Below are 17,474 nucleotides of genomic sequence, written 5' to 3'. Positions count from 1 at the left end.
TTACAGTAGGTATATTTATAAAAATTTGAAGGTGATATTTCATGAATCGGACAGATCGTTTATTAGCCATATTAATTGAATTACAAAGAAAACAAACTGTTACAGCAAAAAGCTTAGCCGAAAAATTTGAAACAAGTATAAGGACTATTTATCGAGATATGGATGCACTTAACGAATCGGGTGTTCCTATTTATTCAATGCCTGGTCACGGTTATTCACTAATGGATGGTTATTTCTTGCCCCCCATTCAGCTTACGCCTGAAGAGGCTGTTACTCTTTTACTAGGCGGTGATTATATCGAGAAAACTTTCACTTCTTCTTTTTCTGTACATGCACGATCAGCAAAAGAGAAACTTGAAATTATTCTCCCTGCTGATCAACAAAAGAAAGCCCAGGAATTACGAGAAACTTTTCGTTTCCTTTCTCCTATATTTTCACATCAGCAATCTGAACAAGAAAAACTAGAAAATCAACTTCTTCTATTGCAAGAATCTATTCAAAAAGAACAAGCTATCTCTTTTTCTTATCGGAAACCGAGAGAAACTACAAAAATAAAGCGGACCGTTCATCCTTATGGCTTAGTCAATATTTCAGGAATTTGGTACATCGTTGCCCACTGTTTACTTCGAAAACAAATACGCAATTTCCGCTTAGATCGTATGGATACGTTACAGCAAGAACAAGAATTCTTTACGAAACCGAAAGACTTTTCTTTACAAAACTACAAACCTGAAAGCAATCGCACTGTTATGATTCATTTATTGTTTCCATCTCATATTGCACATAAGATTATTGAATCCCGCTACTTTTTTATAGATTCATACGAACATAACGACAATGGCTTTCATGTCTTGTTGAAATCAAGAAACATAGACGAAGTGTTTCAATGGGTATTGAGCTGGGGAAGCCAAGTGCAAGTACTTGAGCCAAAAATTCTTTCTGAGAAAATCCGTGATGAAGCAAAAAAAATGTTAAAATTTTAATTTCACTACTGACATAATGCTGTCAGTAGCCCTCCTTTATAGTAGGTATTAACAAATACATTTTCATAAAAAGGAGTTAGCAATATGAAGAAATTTGAGGAATTAGCTACGTATTACATAGAGGAATTAGAAAGGTACTCTATAGAACAATTTAGGACGAAGCCGTCTAGTGAAGAATGGTCTCTTGGTCAAATGTATAATCATTTAATTGCCTCTACATATATGCAGTTAGATGCAATCGCGAAATGTAAAACTGAAACACCATCAGCAACTAACAAGAAAACGGATATGGGTGAAAAAGTATATAAACTTGGTGCTTTCCCGGATATACAAATCAAAGTACCAAATCATCCTGGATATACACCTGAAAATCCCTCTAATAAAGAAGAAATACAAAAGCGTATTCTGGAATTAATTACAGTTGTTAACGAAATCGAGCCAATACTTTCTTCTATTCCAAGTGATTGTAAAGTCGAACATCCTGGGCTCGGTTACTTACATGCAGCAGAATGGTTCCAACTTATTTCTATGCATTTTGCACATCATCTTCGTCAGAAAGAAAGATTGGAGCTTAAGGTTTGCTAAGTGTTAACAATTCCACTAAAAAGAGACTGCCAATATTGGCAGCCTCTTCACTAAAATGTTGACTGACTATCCCGTTATTTATAAAGTTCCGTATCTAGGCATGTTACTTGCTAGTAATGGAAGACTCTTTTTTAGTCAATATAAAACCCCATCAATACATCATCCCCATATGATCCATCTTCATATTTAATTTGCTTTCTTTGTCTTCCTTCTTCTACAAATCCCATACGTTTGTATACCTTAATCGCCCTATCATTAATAGAAACTACGCCTAAGCAAATTTTCTCTAAACCTTTCTGCTCTTTAGCCCAACGAATAAGAAATTCAATTAACTTCGTACCAATGCCTTGATTACAGTACGCCTCCTTAATTCCCATTCCCATTGTGCCTGCATGTCGTAAGCGTTCTAGTTCATATCGATTGAAAATTAAAAAGCCGACCACCTTATTATCTACTTCATAAACTATGTAAAGATTGCCTTTCTCATTACTTCTCCGTATCTTTTCTCTTTCTGCATTACTATCATTTGGTAATTTCTTTGGAGATACTATGAAAAACTTTGTAGTAGTTTCCGATAATATAATTTCTTTTCTAATATTCATAATTGCTTCCGCATCAATCTCTTTTGCTAGTCGTATCACTAAATCACCTCGTACCTTTTTCTAAAAACTACAAAGAAGAATAGATAAAGTGAAATTCATTACTATAACTCCTCCCACTTTGCCCACACTTCTCTCCCATTTATACGATACATATTATCCTCGCGATCCATAAACCCGTGTACAATAAATTCGCGTCTAATCGTACAAAAATCATCATGGTATTGTTTTATAAATGTATTCATTTCTTTTTCCGTATATTGATTTTCAACGTTTAATTTGCTAATTAAATGCTCTAACAATACTAGTTTTTTCTTCTTTTGACCTGGAATCGATTTTAAGCGGTCCTCTTTATCGAAAAAGTTACGAATGGTTGTATCCCTGAATTTCATTTCACTTTCGGTCAATTTGTTATCCTCCATCGGTTTTTATGTACTAAAACTTTTTATTTGTCTTTACCGTTTTTCTTCATTCTTTTGCTTATAACATCCATAAAGTAATACCCACCAATTAGCACATAGTAAACTACAAGTATTCCTAGTGCATCTTTCATATTTGTATATTTCTCTTTATGAAACAAGATAGATGAAAGGGCGTAAACAAGAAAGATGATTAGCGGATTTACGATAAAATAATAAGTAAGATTTCCTTTCATCATATCAGCTCCTCTATTCTAGTTTTCTCTGTAAATTGTTGTAATTCCTTTTCTTTCGTTTTTATAGTTTCTAGAAAGATTCATATCGGAACTACAGAAAAGATGCTCTACATTAAAATAAAAAAGCACCGAAAAGGTGCTTTTTTCTATGCTTCAATCGATTGATTTTCAGCAATATTTCTAAATTGTCGTTTGTGCATCCAAGTTAATGAAGCAATTGTTCCAAGTGATAACACAACGATAAAGATCATGAGTATTCCAATGTTTTGCCACATGAAATTAAAGTCTCCGCTTGATACAACTGCTTTCAATCCTGATACAGAATATGTCATCGGTAACCATGCATTAAATGGTTGTAAAAACTTCGGAATCAATTCTAATGGGAATGTTCCAGCACTTGTTGTAAGCTGAATAATTAATGTGATGATGGCAATGAAACGCCCTGCATCACCAAATGCTGTTACTAAACATTGAATTAATGCGATAAACGATAAGCTTGTAACGATGCTAAAGAGTATGAAATATGGAATACTTTGTACTTCTACACCTAATCCTAACAGTAATATAATATCGGCTACTATCGCTTGAATAATACCGACTGATAGTAAAACGCCGAACTTACTAATAAACCAACTAAATCCTGATTTTGGAACGCCGACTGTATCGCGTAATGGGTATACGATAGATAGTAGTAATGCCCCAACAAATAAACCAAGTGATAAGAAATACGGTGTAAATCCAGTTCCGTAGTTTGGAACTTCCGCCATTTTCTCTGTCTTCACTTTTACAGGGCTTGCAAACATATCATACGTTTTATCCGTTCCTTTTACTTCACCAGTTTTCTCTGCCCCTTCGCCAAGTTTCTCAGCAAGTTCACCTGAACCATCGTTTACTTTTACAAGACCATCTGTTACTTTTCCAGATCCGTCTGCTAGTTTATTTACGCCATCGATTAGCTGTGTTGAGCCAGTTGATAATGCACCTAAGCCTGTTGTTACTTGACCGGAGCCATTTGCTAATTGCGTTATTCCGCCTGACATTTGGCCCGCTCCTACAGATAATGTATCTAAACCACCTGTTACTTGGCTTGAGCCATCCGCTAATTGATTTACTCCACCTGCCATTTGGTTTGCTCCTGCAGATAATTGACCTAGGCCGCCTGTTACTTGGCTTGAGCCATCTGCTAATTGAGTTACACCACCTGCCATTTGATTTGCTCCTACAGATAATGTGCCTAAACCACCTGTTACCTGGCTTGAGCCATCTGCTAATTGAGTTACTACTACAGATAATGTGCCTAAACCACCTGTTACTTGATTTGAGCCATCTGCTAATTGGGTTACTACTACAGATAATGTGCCTAAACCACCTGTTACTTGACTTGAGCCATCTGCTAGTTGATTTACACCACCTGCCATTTGGTTTACTCCTACAGATAATGCACCTAAGCCTTCTGTTACCTTTTCAGATCCATCTACTAATTGTTTTTCTCCATCAATTAATTGACCTGATCCGTCTTTCACTCTATCAGCACCTGCTTTTGCATTACCTAAACCTTCACCAAATCCATGAAACTTACTAACAAATTCATTTTGTGCGTTCGTTAGTTTATCAATACCGATCGTTAAAGTTTTCAATCCTTCTGGATTCGGTTGTTTATTTTGCATTCCACTTGTCGTTTCATTGATTTCACCTTTTAATTGTTTTACTTCTTCATTTAATTTGTTTGTTCCACCTGCTACTCCGGCAGCCTTCTGCTGAACTATCGCCGTACTTTTTGCCGCATTTGTTATATATGGTTGTAACTGTTCTTGATATTCTTTTGGTAAACTCTCAATTTGCTTTTGCAAATTAGCTACATCTTGTGCTGCATTTTTTGCATCCCCTGCTGTTGATTGGGTAATTTCATTTAACTGATTTACGTTTTCTTCAGCTCCATTTATTTTTTGATTTACTTTATTTAATATAGAAGGACCTTTAGACTGTACTCCCTCTAAACCTACAATAGAATTTTTTACTTTATTATTTAAATCTTGCAAACCCTTTTGAATCTCTTGAGAACCTTTCTCTAATTGACTTTGCCCTCCCACAAGTTGTTCCATACCATTTGATAGTTCAGTTGTTCCTGTTTTTAATTCACCTGTTTTACTTACCAACGTGTTCAATCCGTTCGTTACTTTCTCAGATCCACTTCGCAATTCGCCAATTCCTTTTTGTATTTCACCCGTTTTGTCATTTAACGTATTTAAACCATCTGTTACTTTTTCGGAGCCACCTACTAATTTCCCTATACCTGTGCTATTTAATGCATGTAAACCATCTGTTACTTTTCCAGAGCCATCCGCTAATTTCCCTATACCTGTTTTGCTATTCAACGTATTTAAACCTACTGTCACTTTTCCTGACCCATCTACTAATTTCCCTATACCTGTCTGCATCTCACCTGTTTTGCTATTTAACGTATTTAAACCTACTGTCACTTTTCCTGACCCATCTACTAATTTCCCTATACCTGTTTGCATCTCACTTGTTTTACTATTTAACGTATTTAAACCGTTCGTTACTTTTCCTGACCCATCTACTAATTTTCCGATACCTATTTGCATCTCACCTGTTTTGCTATTTAACGTATTTAAACCATCCGTTACTTTCCCAGATCCATCAAATAATTTCCCAACTCCATCCTTCATCTCCCCAGATTTCCCTTGAAGTGTATGAAGGCCATCCGTCACTTTACTTGAACCATCATGCAGCTCACTTGATCCGTCGTGCAGTTTACTTGCACCTTCCGCCCCATCTGCTAATCCTTTTGAGACGTCTTGAATAGAATCAAACATTTTCTCTGCATATGTCTTCGTTAACGTACTTGATACTTCACCTTTAATTTTTTCAATCGCGGTTCCGCCAATTTGTGAAGATAAGAAGTTTAAGCTTTCGTTTGGAATATATTCTAAGTTTAATGGCTTTGGATCATCTTTTAATAACGTTGTAGCGTTACTTGAGAAGTCATCTGGAATGCGTACTAACATGTAATACTTTCTACCTTCCATTCCTTTTTTCGCTTCTTTCTCACTTACAAATTCCCATTTAAAACTTGTATTATCTTTTAAATTATCAACGAGCCCTTTTCCAACCTCAATTGGTTTCCCATCAAATACTGCACCTTTATCTAAATTAACTACCGCCACTGGTAAATCATCTAACTGTTTATACGGATCCCAAAAGGCCCATAAAAACATACCCGCATATAAAATCGGTACGAATAGAACCGCGATAATTGGAATTAATATTTTTTTACTTTTTATAATTTGTGTGAACTCTTTACGAAGTAACTGATTTCCTTTCATCATTTCTCCCCCTTTATTAAATGACCGAAATGTTCATTTGGTCATTTTTCCCCAAACAAAAAGGCTATACTTATTCATACATATGCCTTATCCCCGAATTTATACTATGCAGCTGTTCCTTACTATGAAGTGAATATTTCTATTATCCCTCCTTAAATTAAATGTATGACCGTTTCGTTCAATTGGTCACTTTTCATAATAATAAAAGGATTATCTTAGTTTGACAATCCTTTTAATAAATAAAGTTCAAATAATTCTGCGATTTTTTCTTTTTCTAGCGGTTCATGATTTTTTTCCCAATCAAAAATAAGCGATACGTATAAGCGAAGCATAATAAATGCTGTAATTTCTGGATCACATTTGCTAATTTCACCTTTATCAATCGCAATCTTTAAATACGATTGAATGACAGAAACAATTTCCACATCTACTTGTTGCATCACTTCTTGTACTTCTTTCGTTCCCATATCGCGCTCTTCTTGAATTAACTTAATCATGAGCTGATGTTCTTTTCTGAATTCTAATATGCTATATAATGCTCTATGTACATTTTCAAAAAATGAAACATCTGAACGAATTGCATTTTCTGCAACTTGCTTCATTTCTGTAATTAAATTAGAAATAATTTCACCAAATAGCTCTTCTTTATTTTTGAAAAAAGTATAAATCGTTCCTTTTCCTACATTCGCTAACTTCGCTACTTGATCCATCGTTGTTGCTTTATAACCGAATGCTGAAAAAGACTTTGTTGCAGCCTCAATAATAGAACGTTTTCGATCTATCGCCACATCGTCACCTCCAAAAATGACCAATTGGATAATATAGTCAATTAGTACATCTTTGATATTACCACACGCTTACATTGTATACAAGTTCTCTTTTTTATTATTTCCAGTATAAAAAATTCCAGTCAAGTTATATCATACTGTCCATAGTTTATCAGAAGAAAAGAGAAAAGGAAAAGGTGTTCTTAAGATATATATCTCTAGAACACCTTTTTATTATTTCAACATAGAAATCATAATCTTCTCTAACTCTTCCTTATTTACATTTTTATCAAATACTGCTTCTCCTTGATCCTCTAAACTATGATTAATAATGACAATTTGATACGCACTATCTTTCCCTTTTGCAGGAACAATCATCTTCATACCTTGTAAATTACTATCCGAGTTATGAGTCGCGTAGAATATTTGATTACCTTCTAATTCGTACTGTTCAATGTTTTCTTCTACACCAAATAAAGCATGAAACGGATCTTTACTTTCTCCAAATACTTGCGATTGATAAGTTGTATAGTTTCCTTTTCCGTTTGTATACTCTGATTCAATAATTAATTCAGGTCTTCTCTTAATAAAATAACCTACATTTTCATCCTTCAGATTGTATCCTTCAATTGTGTACGTTGGCTTCTTAATTTGAAAATCAACATGTTGTTGCGCTTCCTTTACCGTGTAATTTAAAGATTCGTATACTTTGTCATCAAATGGTTTTGCTTGATCATAAAGTGCATATAATTTGTCACGATCAGCTTTTGATAAACGCTCTTCTCTAAAAACTGTTGACTCGTAGTCAGAATCTCTCGGAGCACCTTTTTTCTGTATATTAATAATTTTTTTAGATAATTTTATGTACTGCTGGAATTCATCTTTTGTTAAAGCTTTTTCAGCTAAATATAAGTAATCTGTCTTTTCTTCATACACTCTTGCTGAATAATGATATTCTTTTTTCGCATTTTCTTCTGTACCATACAGCATATCTACAGCATTTTGGAAAGCATCCTTTGACTGCTCTACTTTATCCTCTTGCTTTTCTTTTCCTTCCGTTGCACGTGCGTTGAATAAAGAGAGGGATGCTATAGCAACTATGACAATAACTCCGAGTAAAGAAAGACGATACGATTTCTTCTGGAACTTTTTAATCATAACGATTCTCCTTTTTAGTGTTCGTTTATTTCTACTTAAATTTGCTAGGCTTGGTGCTTGATAGGAATAGTGTTCTAGAAGGGTAATAATTGTATGACCGTATGCAATTTGCTCCTCTTTATCTATAAAAGTAAGTGCATATGCGTCACAGGCTAATTCTTGATCTTCTCGCATACAAAAATAGGCGTACCAAAGAATCGGATTGAACCAATTAAATAGGAGCAAGCTGTACATAATCCAATTTACAGCTACATCGTTTCTCTTAATATGAGCTAACTCATGGTAAAAAACATATTGTAATTGTTGCTCATTTAATACTTTCATATGTTTTTTTGATAGTAATACTTTCGGGCGGAAGAAACTAAACACAGTTGGACTTACAATTTTTCCTGCTAAACGTAATGAAACTACCTTCTTTATTTTCATAGACTGCTTACAGCGATTAAATACTGTAACGATCTGTTCATCCGTAATATCCGGTTGTTTCTTTATGTACGAATATAACCGTCTATTTGTAATAAATGTGATGGCTGCTAATACAATTACCCCAGTTAGCCAAACATATAGAGCAATTTTATATAAAGATAATGTAGTCTGTTGTTCCGCACCCGCTTTTACTTCAGGTTCCCTATTTTTTGTCACAGTTTCAGAATTTGATTCCAATTCCACTTTACGGTCGCTTTCTATATTCACTATACTCTCCGTAGACGGCATATTTTTTGGAATAACTTCCGATACACTAGAGCGATAGGAAAGTAATGAATAAATGCTATACGAGCTATCTGGTGACCATGGTAAAAGAAGTCTTATCATTAATACGATCCACAGCATATATTGCCACCGGGGTGTTAACTTATTTCTAAGCAGAATTTTTATACATAAAATAAATCCAACTAATATGCTAGCCATCAGTGACGTTTCTATAAGCCAATCAAAAAAATGAGGAAGGTATACATTTATAAGCATGTCTATCATTTTTATCGATCCTTCCTCTTATTCTCCTCTGTCTTCTTATCTAAAATGCGTTTCAGTTCATTAATATCTTCTGAAGATAATTTCTCCTCTTTCAAGAAATTGACCAGTAACGGCTTAAACGCCGCACCGCAAAAACGCTTTAGTAACGATTTCGTTTCAACTTGTAAATAATTATCTTGTGATACTAACGGATAATAAGCGTACATACGCCCTTTATCTTGATGATAAGAAACGGCTTCCTTTTGTACTAATCGATTAATTAATGTACGGATTGTTTTCGGTTTCCAGTCCATTGCATCTTCCAGTTCTTCTATAATTTCATTCGCTGTTTGTGGAGAATTCGACCAAAGTACTTTCATAATTTCTAATTCTGCTTCAGATATTTTAGGTAATTGATTTGTCATAATATATTTCACTCCTCCGTATTACATTTGTAATCTACAACTAAGATTACAAATGTAATACTTAAATGTCAACCTTATTTTAGAAAAAATTAATTCTAGCTAAACCTTACTTCACAACAACAAATTTCCCTTTTTTCAAATAATCAAATAAAAAAACAAGAAAAACTTTACAATTAATAGTAATATATAAAATAGACAAGTTTATCAAAATAGTGGAGGCTTTTTCAGTCATGATGCGTGCGCTTCGTTTAAATATAAAGCAAGCTTTTTGTAATCGTGTTTCTTTAATTATTATGTTTAGTGGATTTGTTCTTATTTGTATTTATCACTATTATTATGTCATTCGTTATTTAGGAGACGCTGCGAGCGGACCTATATCAACAGATATAAAATGGATTGGATTTCGTGACAATGAAATGGATGTTTATTTATTATTAATGCCAGTTATTGCGAGTTTCCCCTTTAGTACAAGTTACAATTCCGATAAGTCAGATGGTTTTAAACCGTTCGTGAGTAAAGGAATTTCTTTATTTCCTTATTCAGTAACGAAATATATCGTTACGTTTTTTTGCGGAGGATTTCTTTATACATTTCCATTCATCTTATCGTTATTATTTTGCAAATTAACCATTCCAGACGGAGAACCTATAGCTGGTTCAGGCATCATAAATGATGATGGAATGTTCGCAAACCTATATTTAGATGCGCCCCTCACTTACATTACGGTATATATCGGAATTAATTTTTTATTTGCAGGTTTAATGGCCCTCTTAGGACTTGCTGCATCTGCATGGTCACAAAAGGACTATATGGCAATTCTATTTCCATTTGCAGTTAACTCCATTCCGTACGTCCTGCTAAATACAATATTCCCTACAATAGGCGGAGCACCTATTCATTTATATGACCCAAAGCAACCATTGAATGGAATGTCACCGTACATTTTAACGATGCAATGTACTTTCTTCCTTCTCATTAGCTTATTCATGTATATACAAGGCGTAAAGCGCGATAGAAAAAAATATAAAAGAAGGTTGCAAAGAAGAGATCGGTGTAGAAAAGCGTTTCAAGTAATTTCAGACTAAATCATTGAACGAATAAGAGCGTAATTCCCTAAGTTAGACGGGAATTACACTCTTATTATCATTTACATGTATCACTCGTATATTTTCGATACTCATATAATCATCCTCCCCTTTACGGCGTACCAGCCAATCCCCATAAAATAACGACCGCTACAAAATAAATCGCTTTAACACCTACCACTAAACATAATGTAATAATTGCATATTTACTCAACTCTCTACTTGCGCCGATTAAAGTAAAAATAACTGCCAAACTAAACGTTATATAAGATGCTGCTGTATGTATTAAGTTATATGTAATATCTAAATTTTGTGTAAGCCCTGTTATATCAGCTACAAATTGAAGCATGACGATTGTACTAAAAAAAATTGCAAGCTGATTCATTAATTTCCCATTTAACCATGCTTGCATCTTTAACCCCCTCATTAAAAACACTGAATTTTAAAATAATTCTAACATGATTTTTACAGAAAAAGAACGCTCAGTATATCTCTAAGCGTTCTTTTACAACTATTTAAGAAGCTTTCTTCAAATCAATTTGAGCAAGTACTGGGTCGTGGTCACTTACACGTCCATGTTCTTTCATAATGTTTGAGTTTAAGTGTACTGGGTCTACAATTGTGTGCGGTGCAATGTTGTTTGTTACTAAAATATGATCTAACACTTGCGCATTTCCTTCATGAATGTACGTGTAGCGATTTTCTTTCGGCACTGTGTTTAACATATTTTTTAAGTTTGTTCCTTCTAGTGTTTTTAATGGTTTAGCGAACTCGAAATCGTTCATATCCCCTAACACAACAACTGGTGCATTCGTATTCTTTTTCTGAATACCTTGTACAAAATTGTTTACTTCTTGTGCTAACTGAACTCGTTTTTCTTCACTCTTTAATACGAGTGGCTGTACTTTTCCAAATGGCGTTGCATCTCCTAGTTTTGAGTTTAAGTGATTGGCAACGACGATAACGTTTTGTCCTTGGAATGTAAATTCTGCCGCAAGTGGTTTACGTGTACTTTCAAATAATGGGTTTTCGTCTCCAATGCGAACGACATTTTTATCAAGTAACTTCGGTACTGCTGCTAATTTCACGCGTGATGGGTTGTAGAAGAAACCGACGCGAATATTCGCTCCTGGCGCTCCTCCGTCTAGATTATTATGTGGAGCAATTTCTACATACTCATACTTTGGCCCGCGAATTTCTAGAACTGCATCAATGATACGTTTTGCACTTAAAGAAGCATCTGTTGTACCGTCATTAATTGATCCATTGTTATCTTGCATTTCCTCTACACCGATAATATCTGGCATTTTTAAATTGTATTTAATAGAATACGCTAACGCTTTTACTTTTTCATCTGTTGTTTCTTTTTTATTCGCCGAGAAGTTTTCAATGTTATATGTAGCAACTGTTAACTTATCAAGACGCGGCTGAATATTTGCTCCTATTTGCTTAAATCCGCCGTCTACTACAGATGGTAATTCCGTTATTGGCGCAATGCGGAACGAACCGTAATCATATCCGACTACTCCTGTTATATCTCCTGTGAAAGTATCTCCTACTTTTGCTACATAATCACGAGGTACTTTTACAGAAAGACGCTCTGGGTTTAATTGATTTTCATCTAATACAGGTGTGCCATATTTCGTTACGACTTTATCTCCGCCATTTTTTACTGTTACATATAAATTCCCATTTTTCTGAGGGGCAATAATTTTTGGTGTTGGCATCGTAATGCGCATACCTTCTATACTTTCATAAAAGTCGATTGCATCTTCATTTGGATCAAATAAACCAAATGCATCATTATCGATAATTTGATCAGGAATTTTCACACCATTTTCTCCAAGTACAATCGGTGCTGGTAAAGCTTGATCTTTTGCGATTACAGCAACGCGGCTCGCTTTAATTTCCGTCGTCGTTAAGTCTGTTTCAAATCGCTCTGCATATCCAGGTCCAACATATTCTTCTACTACTCCATCAACTTGAATAAGATCTCCTACTGCTACATTCGCATCTTTTTTGTATACGTACATACCTTCTGAGGTAGCTGGATCATTATCTGGCTGATTGTCTTCTATATAAAAACCATTTTTATCAAGCGCTGTTACAACGCCTTCCACATTGTACACTTTCTTCCCGTTGTAAGGAGAAATATGTGATTTACCTTGAATATCATGAATACGAACCTGTTCATTGTTTACGATAACAAATGAAAAAGTTGAAATTGCTGAAGAAGTAAGGCCTTCTTTCTCTGCAATTGCTTTCATTACACTATTTTCATTCACTACGATTTGTCCGTTATAACGAACACTTTTATTTGTAGGGTTAGAGCCATCTAACGTATAGTAGATTGTTGCTCCTTCTGTGCTCGTTGTTAATGTTACTGCTGTTCCTTTCGCAATTTCCCCGCCACCAGGCGAAGCTACTACATCGCTAACACGGTTTTGTCCTTCTCCTTGAAACTTATGAGCTGTTACTGATTTTAAACCTGGGCTACTAAAATATAATTCAAGCGTCCCTGTTAAACTAACTTTCTTCCCAATATTTTCAGGATGATCTTTCACGTTTACTGCCGCTCTCACATCGCCTTTTGGCAACTGAACAGGCATGATTTTGTCTGGATTCGTTTCATTTGGCGAATCGGCAATTGCCACATTTGTGTCGTCAAACTTAGCCGGATCTTTCGTGTATTTAGAAGGACTTTGCGTATATCCAACGATATATCCTTCCACTGTCCCCTTCGTTTTCCCTTGCTGCTTAAATACTTGAATTGCTTTTTCTACTGACATAGAAGTAGTTTCTTCTGCTTGTGCTAAAGTTCCAGTAAATGAAAGCAATAGCAAGAATGATAAAAAGATACTTAACAATTTCTTCACAGCCATTTCCCTCTCCCTATTTCATATTTTCTCAGCATTTCTATCATATCAAATGATTCGTTATATAGAATGATATTTCGACAAGTTTTACAAAAAAATTATTTAATTTACAAGCTTTCAAACTATAATACAAAATAATAATTTTACACCTTCTACGAATGCGTTTTATAATATGAAAGAGAAAAAACAGAAATATCGAAATTTAATTGGCATGTAAAATGGATTCATTTGAATAGGAGTGATTGGATGGAAGTACAGACAGAAACATACCGCGCAGCTATGAATGGAACATTAGAACGTCATTTTTCAGATATGATTGCTGTTATACCAACTAGAATTACAATTGAGCAGTTAAAACAGCGGCTAGAAAATATCGCTACTAAAGTTGATGAGTTAAAAATTGTTTATAGTGATGAGACAAGCCTTATTGCTGAGTTACATATGGATGAAACAATCATACCGTATGAACTGCATATTGATGAGGCGAATGATCCAGAAGAATATAAAATGTACAATAGACAAGATTCTACAATCGTAGATCGTAATTTTGAAGATGCGGCTTTCGGTACTGAAATTTTCACTCGTACGCTATTTGTAGGCGATGTACTGGACTGCTTTTTCCAGCAAATACAATTTTTATGGAACCTCGCCCCAGATTTGTTATTTGTAATCGATTCAAGCGCAGCAATGAAGGTGATATCTAGAAGCTATATTGAATATCACGTTGAAAATGAATTATTACCTGACATTCCTGACTTATACGTTATTCATTCCGTTTATGAAGACGATAAAGAAGGCGAGCCTACGCAATATTGGTTTCATACACACGGCCTTTTAAGAGCAGGTGTAACAGAAATAGAATTAATTATTCCAAATCGCATTTCTTCCTACTACGGCATTGGTGACCTCTTTCAAACATTTGCGAATAATGCCGTTGAGAATGGACAAGTCCCTATGAATGAGCCTATCGTTATCGCACATAGTCAGCAAGGTTCTATACATACAGTAGCTGTTCCATGGGAGAAAGGATTATCTTATATTGGGCATAAAACGAGTATGGATCAATTATCTTCAATTGAGGATGAAGAAGTGAAGCTACAACCAATAGATGCACAAAACACATTCTTAGGCGGGATGGATGACCGAGATGAATACCATCAATCGCCATCTGTTCTCTTGTTCAAATTTGATACTTCAGAAGAATGTATCGAAAGCTTTTTTAAAGAACACGAGGAAGCTACAGGGCTCATGTTTTATAAAACAAATAGTGAAACGGCTCGTATGGCTTACAATGCGAAGAATACTTTCGGGTATTTCAGCAACATTTTTCAAATTGAACAATCAAATGAAGATTTTCGTTTCCTCGCTAAATTTGGTGTTTCCTATGAAGAGGGTAAAAGCGAACATATGTGGTTTGAAATGCAACATATTACAGAAGACCTTATTCAAGGGGTACTCATCAATGAACCATATTTTATAGAAGATATGAGTGAAGGAAATTCTTATCATTTAGATTTTGATGACTTAACAGAATGGGTTATTTATGCGGGAGATGCCGTGATAAAGCCAAATAACTTATATATGTTTATTGGTGAATAAGTGTTTTATATAACAAACAAAACGCCTTCAATGTGATTGAAGGCGTTTCACTTTATTGTGCGATTAATTCCGCATCCATTACTTTCTCCAAATGAGATAGCACACGCTTTGCAGCTCTCTCACCTTGATCAATACAGTCCGGAAGACCAGAACCAGCGTAAGAACTACCTGCCAAGTATATACCTGGCAACTCTTTCTCCATGAATGTTGTGAGTTTCTTCATTCGCTCGTTATGACCTACTGTATATTGGGGCATTGCTTCTTTCCAGCGGCTTACGACTGTAAACTCTGGATCCTCTGTAATATCCATCGTCTTTCGTAAGTCTTCTAGTACAAGCTGAATGAGTTCCTCTTCTGTTTGTTCTACAACTGCTTCATCACCAGGTCGTCCAACGTAACATCGAAGAAGCATTTTTCCTTCCGGCGTTGTATGTGGCCATTTTTTATGTGTCCACGTACATGCTGTAATTGTGTAATCACTATTTCGAGATACGACAAATCCTGTACCATCAATATCTCGCTGAATGGCTGATTTCGGGAAAGCCATTGCCACATTCGCAACTGATGTGGCTGGAATGTTACGGAAGAAACGAAACTGCTTATACTGCGCAAACATTGATGGCAATACTTTATGCGATGTTGCCACTACGACCGCGTCCGCTTCTATCTCTTTTCCATTACTTAGCGTAATCGTATAGCCATCACCCTGTTTTGCAACTTTTTCAATGCGGGTTCCCTTTATTATCGTACCTTCATGCATCTTCATTTCGAGAGATTCTACGATAGATTCTAAACCTGTTTTCACTGTTTGGAAGATTCCCTTTTTCGGTTCCGTTTTCTCTTCTTTCGGAGCGAGCGTACGCATACCGAGTGAAATACTGCGATGTTTCTGCTCAATTTGATACATTTGCGGGAATGTTGACATTAAGCTCATTTCATCAATATCCCCTGCATAAATACCCGATAGTAATGGTTCTATTAGATTTTCAACCACTTCGTTTCCGAGGCGATGTCTGAAAAACTGCCCGAGTGATTGGTCAGATACCGGCTTTGATCTCGGCATTAATAGATCAAAACCAGCTCTTAGTTTACCAATTGGGGAGAACAGCCCGGAAAATAGAAACGGTGTAATTTGCGTTGGAATTCCCATCATTGATCCGCTCGGCATTTTATGTAACCGATTGTTTACGAGGATAAATGATTGACCGGCCTTATTATTTACAAGTTCATCGCCAAGACCTAATTCTCGCGCTAATCTAGCTGCACTTTCTTTTCGTACTAAGAAAGAATCTGGTCCGCGTTCAATTGTAAATCCATCTTTTCGAACGGTTTGAATTTTCCCACCAATTTTACCCGATGCTTCTATCAGTAATGTATCGATCGGCAAGTTCTTGTCATGAACATCTTTTTGTAAGTTATACATTGTTGTTAATCCTGTGATGCCACCGCCGATGATTACAACTTTTTTCCTCAAGCAGGCTCCCCCTTTCTTCTTACATTACAGATTCTTTTTTCTTTACTACAACATCTGTTAAAGAGTCGATAAATGCGTCCGATGCATTTGGCATTTCTGGACGATAATATTTTGCGCCAATTTCATCTGTTACAACTTTACACTCAAAGTCGTTGTCATATAAAACTTCTAAATGTTCCGCAACAAACCCAACTGGTGCGTATACGAATGAAGTATAACCGTACTTTTCATTTAATTCTCTCGTTAAATCTTGTACATCTGGACCAATCCAAGGATCTGGTGTGTTTCCTGCACTTTGCCAACCTACTGCATAGTTTGCTACTTCAGCACCTCTTGCAATATAGTCAGCTGTTTCATTTAATTGATCTGGGTATGGATCGCCCATTGCAATAATTTTCTCTGGTAAGCTATGTGCAGATACGATTAATACTGCTTTTTCACGTTCTGCTTCTGACATACCGTTATATATACCTTTCACTGCATCAACCCAGTACTGGATGAATTTCGGTTCTTTATACCAGCTATCAATGCCGTGAATTGTTAAGTTTCCAAGTTTCTCAGCTTCTTCTTGTGCTCGTCCAACGTATGATTTCACGCTAAACGTAGAATAGTGCGGCGCAAGAACAAGTGCGATTGCATCTTGTATACCATCGTTATGCATATCTTTCACTGCATCTTCAATAAACGGTTCGATATGTTTTAAACCAAGATACATATGGTACTCTACTTCATCTTGCACTTCATTTAAACGCTTCTCTAACTTTTTAGCTTGCTCTAATGTAATAGTAGCTAAAGGAGAAATACCACCAATTGCACGGTAACGCTCTGTTAAATCTTCTAGCATTTCAGGACTTGGCTTTCTTCCTCTGCGAATATGTGTATAGTAACGTTCAATATCTTCTTCTTTATATGGCGTTCCGTATGCCATTACAAGCAAACCAATTTTCTTTTTCATACAGCAATTCTC

General features: G+C 35.6%; 15 protein-coding genes. 4 read left to right on the top strand and 11 right to left on the bottom strand.

Features of this window, described 5'->3' with window-relative positions; translation table 11 throughout:
* The first annotated feature begins 41 nt into the window (after window positions 1–41).
* Both DN390_RS24280 and DN390_RS24275 read left to right on the top strand, forming a co-directional pair.
* Entirely contained in the window at window positions 42–983 is a 942-nt protein-coding gene (locus DN390_RS24280) for a helix-turn-helix transcriptional regulator (RefSeq protein ID WP_147808705.1), read from the top strand.
* 84 nt (window positions 984–1,067) lie between these two features.
* A complete protein-coding gene (locus tag DN390_RS24275) occupies window positions 1,068–1,568 on the top strand; it encodes a DinB family protein (protein ID WP_097949510.1) in 501 nt (166 codons plus the stop codon).
* Between the two features lie 131 nt (window positions 1,569–1,699).
* Here DN390_RS24275 and DN390_RS24265 read toward each other — a convergent pair whose 3' ends face one another.
* The 7 genes from DN390_RS24265 to DN390_RS24235 form a co-directional block, all read right to left on the bottom strand.
* On the bottom strand, window positions 1,700–2,209 hold the full coding sequence (locus DN390_RS24265) for a GNAT family N-acetyltransferase (RefSeq protein WP_098265386.1): 510 nt from the start codon (window positions 2,207–2,209) through the stop codon (window positions 1,700–1,702).
* Window positions 2,210–2,271: 62 nt separating this feature from the next.
* Complete coding sequence (locus DN390_RS24260; protein WP_147808704.1) at window positions 2,272–2,574, bottom strand: DUF2087 domain-containing protein; 303 nt, start codon at window positions 2,572–2,574, stop codon at window positions 2,272–2,274.
* A 38-nt stretch (window positions 2,575–2,612) separates the two neighbouring features.
* Entirely contained in the window at window positions 2,613–2,825 is a 213-nt protein-coding gene (locus tag DN390_RS24255) for a hypothetical protein (RefSeq protein ID WP_098951685.1), read from the bottom strand.
* Between the two features lie 143 nt (window positions 2,826–2,968).
* Entirely contained in the window at window positions 2,969–6,169 is a 3,201-nt protein-coding gene (locus DN390_RS24250; protein WP_147808703.1) for a YhgE/Pip domain-containing protein, read from the bottom strand.
* A gap of 215 nt (window positions 6,170–6,384) precedes the next feature.
* Window positions 6,385–6,957: a TetR/AcrR family transcriptional regulator gene (locus tag DN390_RS24245; RefSeq protein WP_000963375.1), complete on the bottom strand. Its 573-nt coding sequence runs from the start codon at window positions 6,955–6,957 to the stop codon at window positions 6,385–6,387.
* Between the two features lie 213 nt (window positions 6,958–7,170).
* Complete coding sequence (locus tag DN390_RS24240) at window positions 7,171–9,069, bottom strand: M56 family metallopeptidase (protein WP_147808702.1); 1,899 nt, start codon at window positions 9,067–9,069, stop codon at window positions 7,171–7,173.
* A 2-nt stretch (window positions 9,070–9,071) separates the two neighbouring features.
* Entirely contained in the window at window positions 9,072–9,473 is a 402-nt protein-coding gene (locus DN390_RS24235) for a BlaI/MecI/CopY family transcriptional regulator (protein WP_147808701.1), read from the bottom strand.
* A gap of 230 nt (window positions 9,474–9,703) precedes the next feature.
* Between DN390_RS24235 and DN390_RS24230 the strand changes: the two genes are divergently transcribed.
* On the top strand, window positions 9,704–10,558 hold the full coding sequence (locus tag DN390_RS24230; RefSeq protein WP_097949505.1) for a hypothetical protein: 855 nt from the start codon (window positions 9,704–9,706) through the stop codon (window positions 10,556–10,558).
* Window positions 10,559–10,670: 112 nt separating this feature from the next.
* Here the strand turns inward: DN390_RS24230 and DN390_RS24225 are convergent, their stop codons facing one another.
* Window positions 10,671–10,970 (bottom strand): hypothetical protein, encoded by a 300-nt coding sequence (locus tag DN390_RS24225; protein ID WP_141439108.1) that lies wholly within the window; start codon window positions 10,968–10,970, stop codon window positions 10,671–10,673.
* 103 nt (window positions 10,971–11,073) lie between these two features.
* Window positions 11,074–13,440 carry a DUF6359 domain-containing protein gene (locus DN390_RS24220; protein WP_147808700.1) on the bottom strand — a complete coding sequence of 789 codons (2,367 nt, stop codon included), beginning with the start codon at window positions 13,438–13,440 and terminating at the stop codon, window positions 11,074–11,076.
* 240 nt (window positions 13,441–13,680) lie between these two features.
* Here DN390_RS24220 and DN390_RS24215 point away from each other — a divergent pair, with 240 nt between their 5' ends.
* Entirely contained in the window at window positions 13,681–15,033 is a 1,353-nt protein-coding gene (locus tag DN390_RS24215) for a DUF4026 domain-containing protein (RefSeq protein WP_147808699.1), read from the top strand.
* Window positions 15,034–15,085: 52 nt separating this feature from the next.
* Here the strand turns inward: DN390_RS24215 and hemY are convergent, their stop codons facing one another.
* Both hemY and hemH read right to left on the bottom strand, forming a co-directional pair.
* Window positions 15,086–16,507, bottom strand: a complete 1,422-nt coding sequence (gene hemY / locus DN390_RS24210) for a protoporphyrinogen oxidase (protein WP_097949501.1) — start codon at window positions 16,505–16,507, stop codon at window positions 15,086–15,088.
* Between the two features lie 19 nt (window positions 16,508–16,526).
* On the bottom strand, window positions 16,527–17,462 hold the full coding sequence (gene hemH / locus DN390_RS24205; protein WP_060629861.1) for a ferrochelatase: 936 nt from the start codon (window positions 17,460–17,462) through the stop codon (window positions 16,527–16,529).
* Window positions 17,463–17,474 lie beyond the last annotated feature (12 nt).

The organism is Bacillus sp. SH7-1, assembly GCF_008042405.1.
GTDB lineage: Bacteria > Bacillota > Bacilli > Bacillales > Bacillaceae_G > Bacillus_A > Bacillus_A thuringiensis_N.
The sequence above is the reverse complement of the archived record's forward strand: the minus strand, read 5'-3'. Positions and strand labels throughout refer to the sequence as shown.